We start from the raw sequence: 7,287 nt of genomic DNA, 5'->3' as shown, positions 1-7,287 counted from the left end.
GCTTTTGAGCAATCAGCTACCGCGTCAAGAGTTTTTTTCCAAAACAAAGCGAGACTGAAGGACTTTTGTCTCAGCCTAACTGCTAAAAGCAAACTAGAAGACTGTATCCCTGTTAAGAAACGATTCTGTTCGCTGTCTCTCGCTCTTCAAGGAAAGCAATAGAAAGAAGAATCGGCCGTTTTCGAATAAGTCTGCTATCATCAGCTCCTCTGGTCTGCTTCATTTGCCGGCCCGAAACAGTCCTGGAGCTGACGAAGTTTGAAGAGATTGTCGAAAGAGTATAAGAGTTAGAGAGCGGGGCTTTTTGAGGTCTCGCATGAAGCTTGTATAAGGATTGGAAAGAATTTCAAGGCTCACAGGAGTCTTTTTTGTTTGCTGTAATCATAATTTTAAAAATATTGATTATTTTAAACAAAAATCATTGACAAAGAGATAAAAAAGGTGTATATTATGCTTGTAAGAAACAAATGGTGTTTCTAATAAACAAAATTCTGCGCAGATAAATCAAAAAAAGGAGAAGAAGAATGGCAATTATCATTGGAGCAGACGCTGCTGGTTTAAGATTAAAAGATCTTGTAAAAGATTTTCTGCAAAAGGAAGGTTTCCAAGTCCGTGATGTAACAGCAGAAGGACAGGACTTTGTCGATGTGACACTGGCAGTAGCCGGTCAGGTCAATGAAGAGGAAGGCAATCTGGGCATTGTCATTGATGCCTATGGGGCAGGGCCTTTCATGGTCGCCACCAAAATCAAGGGGATGGTGGCAGCGCAGGTGTCAGATGAACGGTCAGCCTATATGACCCGCGGCCACAATAATTCACGCATCATTACTATGGGAGCTGAAATTGTCGGAGATGAGCTGGCCAAGAACATTGCCAAGGGCTTTGTCAACGGCAAATACGACGGCGGCCGTCACCAAATCCGTGTGGACATGCTGAACAAGATGTGCTAAGAGAAAGGAAGGACAAAGATGAAAATTGCGATCGGATGTGACCATATTGTCACCAATGAGAAAATGGCGGTAGTGGATTTCTTAAAGTCAAAGGGCTATGAGGTGCTGGACTTTGGGACTTACGACCATGTCCGCACCCACTATCCTATCTATGGCAAGAAGGTGGGCGAAGCAGTAGCCAGCGGTCAGGCTGATTTGGGAATCTGTATCTGCGGAACGGGAGTCGGCATCAACAATGCCGTCAACAAGGTGCCTGGTATCCGTTCCGCTCTGGTCCGTGATATGACGACGGCCCTCTATGCCAAGGAAGAGCTCAATGCCAATGTCATCGGCTTTGGCGGCAAAATCACTGGTGAGCTGCTGATGTGCGATATTATCGAGGCTTTTATCCATGCTGACTATAAGCCAAGCGAAGAAAATAAGAAATGGATAGCCAAAATCGAGCATGTGGAGACCCATAATGACCGCCAAGCGGATGAACATTTCTTTGCAGAATTTCTGGAAAAATGGGAACGCGGTGACTATCACGACTAAGGAGACGGGCCTATGATTTTAACGGTTACGATGAACCCTTCGATTGATATTTCCTATCCGCTGGCTCATTTCAGGCTGGATACGGTCAATCGGGTGGCAGATGTTTCAAAAACGGCTGGCGGCAAAGGGCTCAATGTCACCCGGGTTTTGGCCGAATGCGGGGAAAATGTGCTCGCAACCGGCCTTATCGGCGGAACGAACGGCCAGTTTCTGCTGGACCATTTACCTTCCGGCGTTCAGCCTTTCTTCTATACTATTCAGGGTGATACCAGAAACTGCATTGCTATCCTGCATGAAGGGCAGCAGACAGAGATTTTAGAAGCCGGTCCGACTGTTTCAGCGGCGGAAGCTGATGGCTTTCTGCATCACTTTAGACTGCTGATGAAGTCAGCTCAGGTCATTGCCCTTTCGGGCAGCCTGCCGGCGGGGCTGCCGGTGGACTACTATGCTCGCTTGATCAGTATTGCCAAGGAAGAAAAGCGCAGGGTGGTGCTGGACTGTTCAGGAAAAGCCTTAGAGGCAGTTCTCCAATCCGACTGCAAGCCGACGGTCATCAAGCCCAACAGAGAGGAGCTGTCTCAGCTCTTAAATCGGGAGGTTTCGGCAGATTTGGAGCAGCTGAAATCCGTTTTGAGCGATCCCCTTTTTGCCGGTATTGACTGGCTAATCGTCTCCTTGGGAGCCGACGGTGCCTTTGCCAAGCACGGCAGCACTTTCTACAAGGTTCAGATTCCAACGATTGAGGTGGTCAATCCTGTCGGTTCGGGGGATTCGACCGTTGCTGGCATTTCCTCCGCTCTTCAGCATGCCAAAGAGGATGAGAGCCTGCTCAAGCAAGCCATGGTTTTGGGGATGCTCAATGCTCAGGAAAAAATAACTGGACATGTCAATCTGGCCAACTATGACACACTTTATCAGCAAATCACAGTAAAAGAGGTATAAATATGGTACTGACAGCACAAAAACGAAAATATTTAGAGAAATTATCTGACGAAAAGGGCATTATCTCCGCTCTGGCCTTTGACCAGCGGGGGGCTCTCAAGCGCCTCATGGCTCAATACCAAGAAGAAGAGCCGACAGTGGCGCAGATGGAGGAGTTGAAAGTCTTGGTGGCAGAAGAGCTGACCCCATACGCTTCCTCCATGCTGCTGGATCCCGAATACGGCCTGCCTGCGACCAAGGTCTTGGATAAAGATGCCGGTCTTTTGCTGGCTTATGAAAAAACCGGCTATGACACCTCCAGCACCAAACGCCTGCCGGACTGCCTGAATCTCTGGTCAGCCAAGCGCATCAAGGAGCAGGGGGCAGATGCGGTGAAATTCCTGCTCTACTATGATGTGGACGGTGATGCAGCAGTCAACCAAGAAAAGCAGGCCTATATTGAACGGATCGGTTCGGAGTGTGTGGCAGAGGATATTCCTTTCTTCCTTGAGATTTTGGCTTATGATGAAAATATTGCGGATGCTTCCAGTGCCGAATATGCCAAGGTGAAGCCTCGCAAGGTCATTGAAGCCATGAAAGTCTTTTCTGACCCACGCTTTCATATTGATGTCCTCAAGGTTGAAGTGCCGGTCAATGTCAAATACGTTGAAGGCTTTGGTGACGGAGAAATCGTTCATAGCAAGGAAGAAGCAGCAGCTTTCTTCAGGGAGCAGGATCAAGCGACCAGCCTGCCTTATATCTACCTGAGTGCCGGTGTGTCTGCCAAGCTCTTCCAGGAAACGCTGGTCTTTGCTCATGAGTCAGGAGCTAACTTTAATGGCGTTCTTTGCGGCCGCGCCACCTGGGCTGGCTCTGTGCAGGCCTATATTGAAGAGGGCGAAGCTGCAGCGCGTGAATGGCTGCGCACCACAGGCTTTGAAAATATTAACGAACTGAACAAAGTCCTGCAAACAACTGCCACTTCCTGGAAAGAGCGGGGGTAGAAAAGTAAGTCATTGATAGAAAATCTGATGCTATTTCTATCAATGGCTTTTTTTAAAAAATAAATTGTTAAAAAAATCACATAATTACTTTACAAATTATTATTTTAAGAGTATAATAGCTGTGAAATTTGAATAAGGTGGATCGTAACGTAAAGGCGAGACCGCAAATAGACTAAGTTTACTTGGCTTATTTGTGGTCTCTTTTTCTTTGCTAATAAATAAGAAAGGAGGTGCACCCCTTATCAAATTGCAGTATGAAGTAAGAAACTGTATTCATGATGAAGATGAAGAAAAGGTCTTCTATACTCTTCGAAAATTAAAATCAACTTTCGTTAGCTCCAACAATCCGAGGAGTCTGTTGGAGATTGTAGATAAGGCAAGCAAAGCTTGCATCAAGCTTCAAGTCCGAGAAGTGGAAAGGTCTAGTTGGCCTTTTCAGCCCGACCCTAGAAACCTGAAAGCGAAGCAAAGAGTTTCACTCGAGTTACACCTGTGTTTCACTGCCTTGTCTGATTTCGATTTTCATTGAATATTAGTTTGTTTTAATAGGGGTTAACAAGCCGCTCAAAGCACTGATTTGAGGCTGTAGATATGGCTGACGGAGTCCATATCAAAGATGAGGGCAAGTTTGACACAAATACTTGGAGGTTAAAGAATGTTGCATTTACCTGAAGATTTCATAATGGGAGGAGCAACTGCAGCTTATCAAGCTGAAGGTGCTGTTCAAATAGATGGCAAAGGAGCTGTTGCTTGGGATTCATTTTTGGCCGAGAAAGGGCGCTATACAGCAGAGCCGGCGAGTGATTTTTATCATCAATATCCGGTAGACATTGCACTCTGTAAGCAGTTCAATATTGACAGTGTACGGTTATCCATTGCTTGGAGTCGGATTTTTCCAGATGGCTACGGAAAGATTAATCAAAAAGGGGTCGATTTTTACCATGCTGTTTTTGCAGAATGTATAAAAAATGGAGTAACTCCATTTGTAACTATTCATCATTTTGATACACCTAAAACTTTGTTTGATAAAGGAGATTTCCTCAATAGAGAAACAATAGAGCATTTTGTCAGCTTTGCAACATTCTGCTTTGATGAATTCAAGGAAATCCAATACTGGAGCACTTTTAACGAAATTTATCCATTAGCAACCAATCAATACTTGACTGGTGTCTTTCCGCCGGAAATTCAATTTGATTTTGAAAAAGTTATAACCTGTTTGCATCATATGATGTATGCTCACGCCAGAGTTGTCAATGTTTTTAAGGATGGAGGTTATCAAGGAGAAATTGGTGTGGTTCATTCGCTTGAGCCCAAATATCCTTATAGCGATAAGCTGGCAGACATCCATGCCGCTAAGGTTGACGAGGCTTTATCAATCCGCTTTTTGCTGGATGCAACTTATCTAGGCTATTATCGCCAGTCTACATGGGAAATGCTTACTGAAATTTTAGAGAAAAATCAGATGTCTGTCACACTTGATCCGGCTGACTTTATTGAAATGAAAAAAGCGGCTAATCGCAACGATTTTTTGGGAATCAATCATTATGTGAGCCATTGGGTCCGAGCCTATGAAGGAGAAAGTACGCTGTTTTATAATACGACTGGGGAGAAAGGGACTCAGGTTTATCGCATTAAAGGAGTAGGCGAGCGAGTTCCGCGTGAAGACTTACCGAAGACAGACTGGGACTGGATTATCTATCCTCAAGGGCTCTATGATTTACTGACATTCATAAAGGAAGAATATCCCAACTACAAACAAATCTATATTACAGAAAATGGCTTGGGGTTTAAAGATGAGTATCAGGACGGCATCATCATGGATGAAGCTAGAATTGAATACTTACGCGGTCATTTTAAATCAATTGCTAGAGCTATCGAGGACGGAGTAAATGTCAGAGGTTATTTCATCTGGTCCCTGATGGATGTTTTTTCTTGGGTGAATGGCTACAATAAGCGTTATGGTCTTTTTTACGTGGATTTTGAAACACAAAAGCGATACCCTAAAGAATCAGCTTATTGGTATAAGTTTGTCAGTCAGACCAAGACGATTATTTAAATTTAAAGGAGGCAAGACTCATGAACAGTATAATTAAACACATAGAAAAACATCAAGAGTTATTTCAGCGTATCTCTGCCAATATGTATCTCACTGCAATTAAGGATGGTTTTTTAACCGCCATGCCTGTCATTCTCTTTTCTAGTTTATTTATTCTCTGTGCAGCTATTCCGCCGCTTGTTGGAATTAAATTGCCGGAAGGTTTTGAAACTTGGCTTTGGAAAATTTATGATTACTCCATGGGGATTATCGGTCTTTTAGTGGCAGGGACAACAGCACGCTGTCTGTCTGGCAGCATGAACCGAAAACTGCCTGCTGGTAAAGTCATCAATGAAGTATCTGTCATGCTTGCAGCGATTTGTGGTTTTCTCTTACTCTCTGTCACCAAGACGGACGGGGCTTTTGTCGGAAATTATTTTGGAACAAAAGGTATTTTAGCTTCTTTCGTTTCTGCATTTATTACAGTCAATGTTTATAAGTTCTGCGTTATGAGAGATATTACGATTAAAATGCCAAAAGAAGTGCCAGGAAGCATTTCTCAAAATTTCCGAGATGTCTTTCCATTTTCTTTCTCTGTTCTAGCAGCTGCCCTGATTGATTTGCTTGTTCGGCATTTTCTGGCAGTTCCATTTGCAGAGGTGTTTTCAAAGGTATTATCTCCAATTTTTCAGGGAGCAGAAAGTTACTTGGGTCTATCCATTATTTGGTTTTTAGTTCCTTTCTTTTGGTTTGTAGGTGTCCATGGTCCTTCTGTAGTCAAACCAGGACTGGCAGTTGCTTTATATGGAAATACAGAGGCAAATTTGCAGCTGCTCAGAGAAGGACATCATCCTTATCATGCTTTAACTGAAAATTTTGGAAACTTTGTGGGTGAGCTTGGAGGTACGGGTGCTACCTTCATTGTTCCTATTATCTTTATTTTATTTATGCACTCAAAACAATTAAAAGCGGTCGGAAAGGCTTCTATTATTCCTGTGATGTTTGCAGTGAATGAACCGTTGTTGTTTGCTGCCCCGATTGTGTTAAATCCCTATTTCTTTATTCCGTTTTGCCTGGCACCAATTGCCAATGTTATATTAGGGAAATTCTTCATCTCAACCCTTGGTATGAATGGTTATTTACATGTACTGCCATGGGCGACCCCGGGACCAATTGGAAATTTGATGAGTACCCACTTCCAGCCTATTAGCTTTGTGTTTACGGCCTTGCTGCTAGTCGTTGATTTTATGATTTACTATCCATTCTGTAAAGCTTATGATAAAGTACTTCTGAATCAGGAATCAGAGACAGTATCTGAGCAGCTTCAGACTGACGAGACAGCGTATGTGCCAGAACGGTCAGAATCAGAACTGTTTAAATCAATTGATAAAGAGATCAAAGTCCTTGTTCTTTGTGCAGGAGCCGGGACAAGTGCCATGCTGGCAAGTGCTCTAAAAGAAGGAGCAGATGAATGCGGCATCCCGCTCAGCTCTTCAGCTGGTGCCTACGGATCTCATTACGAAGTGATGAAATATTACGACATAATTGTATTAGCTCCACAGGTTAAAACATATTACAGCGACATCAAGAAAGATACCGATGCACTTGGAATCAAACTCATTGCGACAGAAGGAGCCCAGTATATTTCATTGACTCGTGATCCAAAAGGCGCAGTAGAATTTATTCTAAGCCAATTAGACGATTGAAGAATACCTCAGCACAATGTTTGAAACAAACAAAAAATGATATTTTTTTGGAAAAAACATCATTAAAGGGTTTACAAACGGGAAATGGCGTGGTATAATCTATTTATAGTTTGAATAAGGTGGATCGTAACTAAGGA

The 7,287-nt window shown here is 43.4% G+C and carries 6 protein-coding genes; all 6 read left to right on the top strand.

The genetic code is table 11. The features are described from left to right. Positions 1–524: 524 nt before the first annotated feature. The 6 genes from lacA (at position 525) to DHL47_RS12155 (ending at position 7,150) form a co-directional block, all read left to right on the top strand. Complete coding sequence (gene lacA / locus DHL47_RS12180) at positions 525–950, top strand: galactose-6-phosphate isomerase subunit LacA (protein WP_128836961.1); 426 nt, start codon at positions 525–527, stop codon at positions 948–950. 18 nt (positions 951–968) lie between these two features. Further along, a complete protein-coding gene (lacB, locus tag DHL47_RS12175; protein WP_128836960.1) occupies positions 969–1,484 on the top strand; it encodes a galactose-6-phosphate isomerase subunit LacB in 516 nt (171 codons plus the stop codon). 12 nt (positions 1,485–1,496) lie between these two features. Continuing rightward, the gene (locus DHL47_RS12170) at positions 1,497–2,426 is read left to right on the top strand and encodes a tagatose-6-phosphate kinase (protein ID WP_209552057.1); all 930 of its coding nucleotides are present in this window, start codon (positions 1,497–1,499) and stop codon (positions 2,424–2,426) included. A gap of 2 nt (positions 2,427–2,428) precedes the next feature. Further along, positions 2,429–3,409, top strand: coding sequence for a tagatose-bisphosphate aldolase (lacD, locus tag DHL47_RS12165; protein ID WP_209552056.1), 981 nt, complete (start codon positions 2,429–2,431; stop codon positions 3,407–3,409). Between the two features lie 655 nt (positions 3,410–4,064). Beyond that, positions 4,065–5,465: a 6-phospho-beta-galactosidase gene (gene lacG, locus DHL47_RS12160; protein ID WP_209552055.1), complete on the top strand. Its 1,401-nt coding sequence runs from the start codon at positions 4,065–4,067 to the stop codon at positions 5,463–5,465. Between the two features lie 20 nt (positions 5,466–5,485). Then, the gene (locus DHL47_RS12155) at positions 5,486–7,150 is read left to right on the top strand and encodes a PTS lactose transporter subunit IIBC (protein ID WP_209552054.1); all 1,665 of its coding nucleotides are present in this window, start codon (positions 5,486–5,488) and stop codon (positions 7,148–7,150) included. The last annotated feature ends 137 nt before the right edge of the window (positions 7,151–7,287 follow it).

The organism is Streptococcus panodentis, assembly GCF_017884005.1.
GTDB lineage: Bacteria > Bacillota > Bacilli > Lactobacillales > Streptococcaceae > Streptococcus > Streptococcus panodentis.
This window is presented reverse-complemented; position numbering and strand designations above follow the sequence as displayed.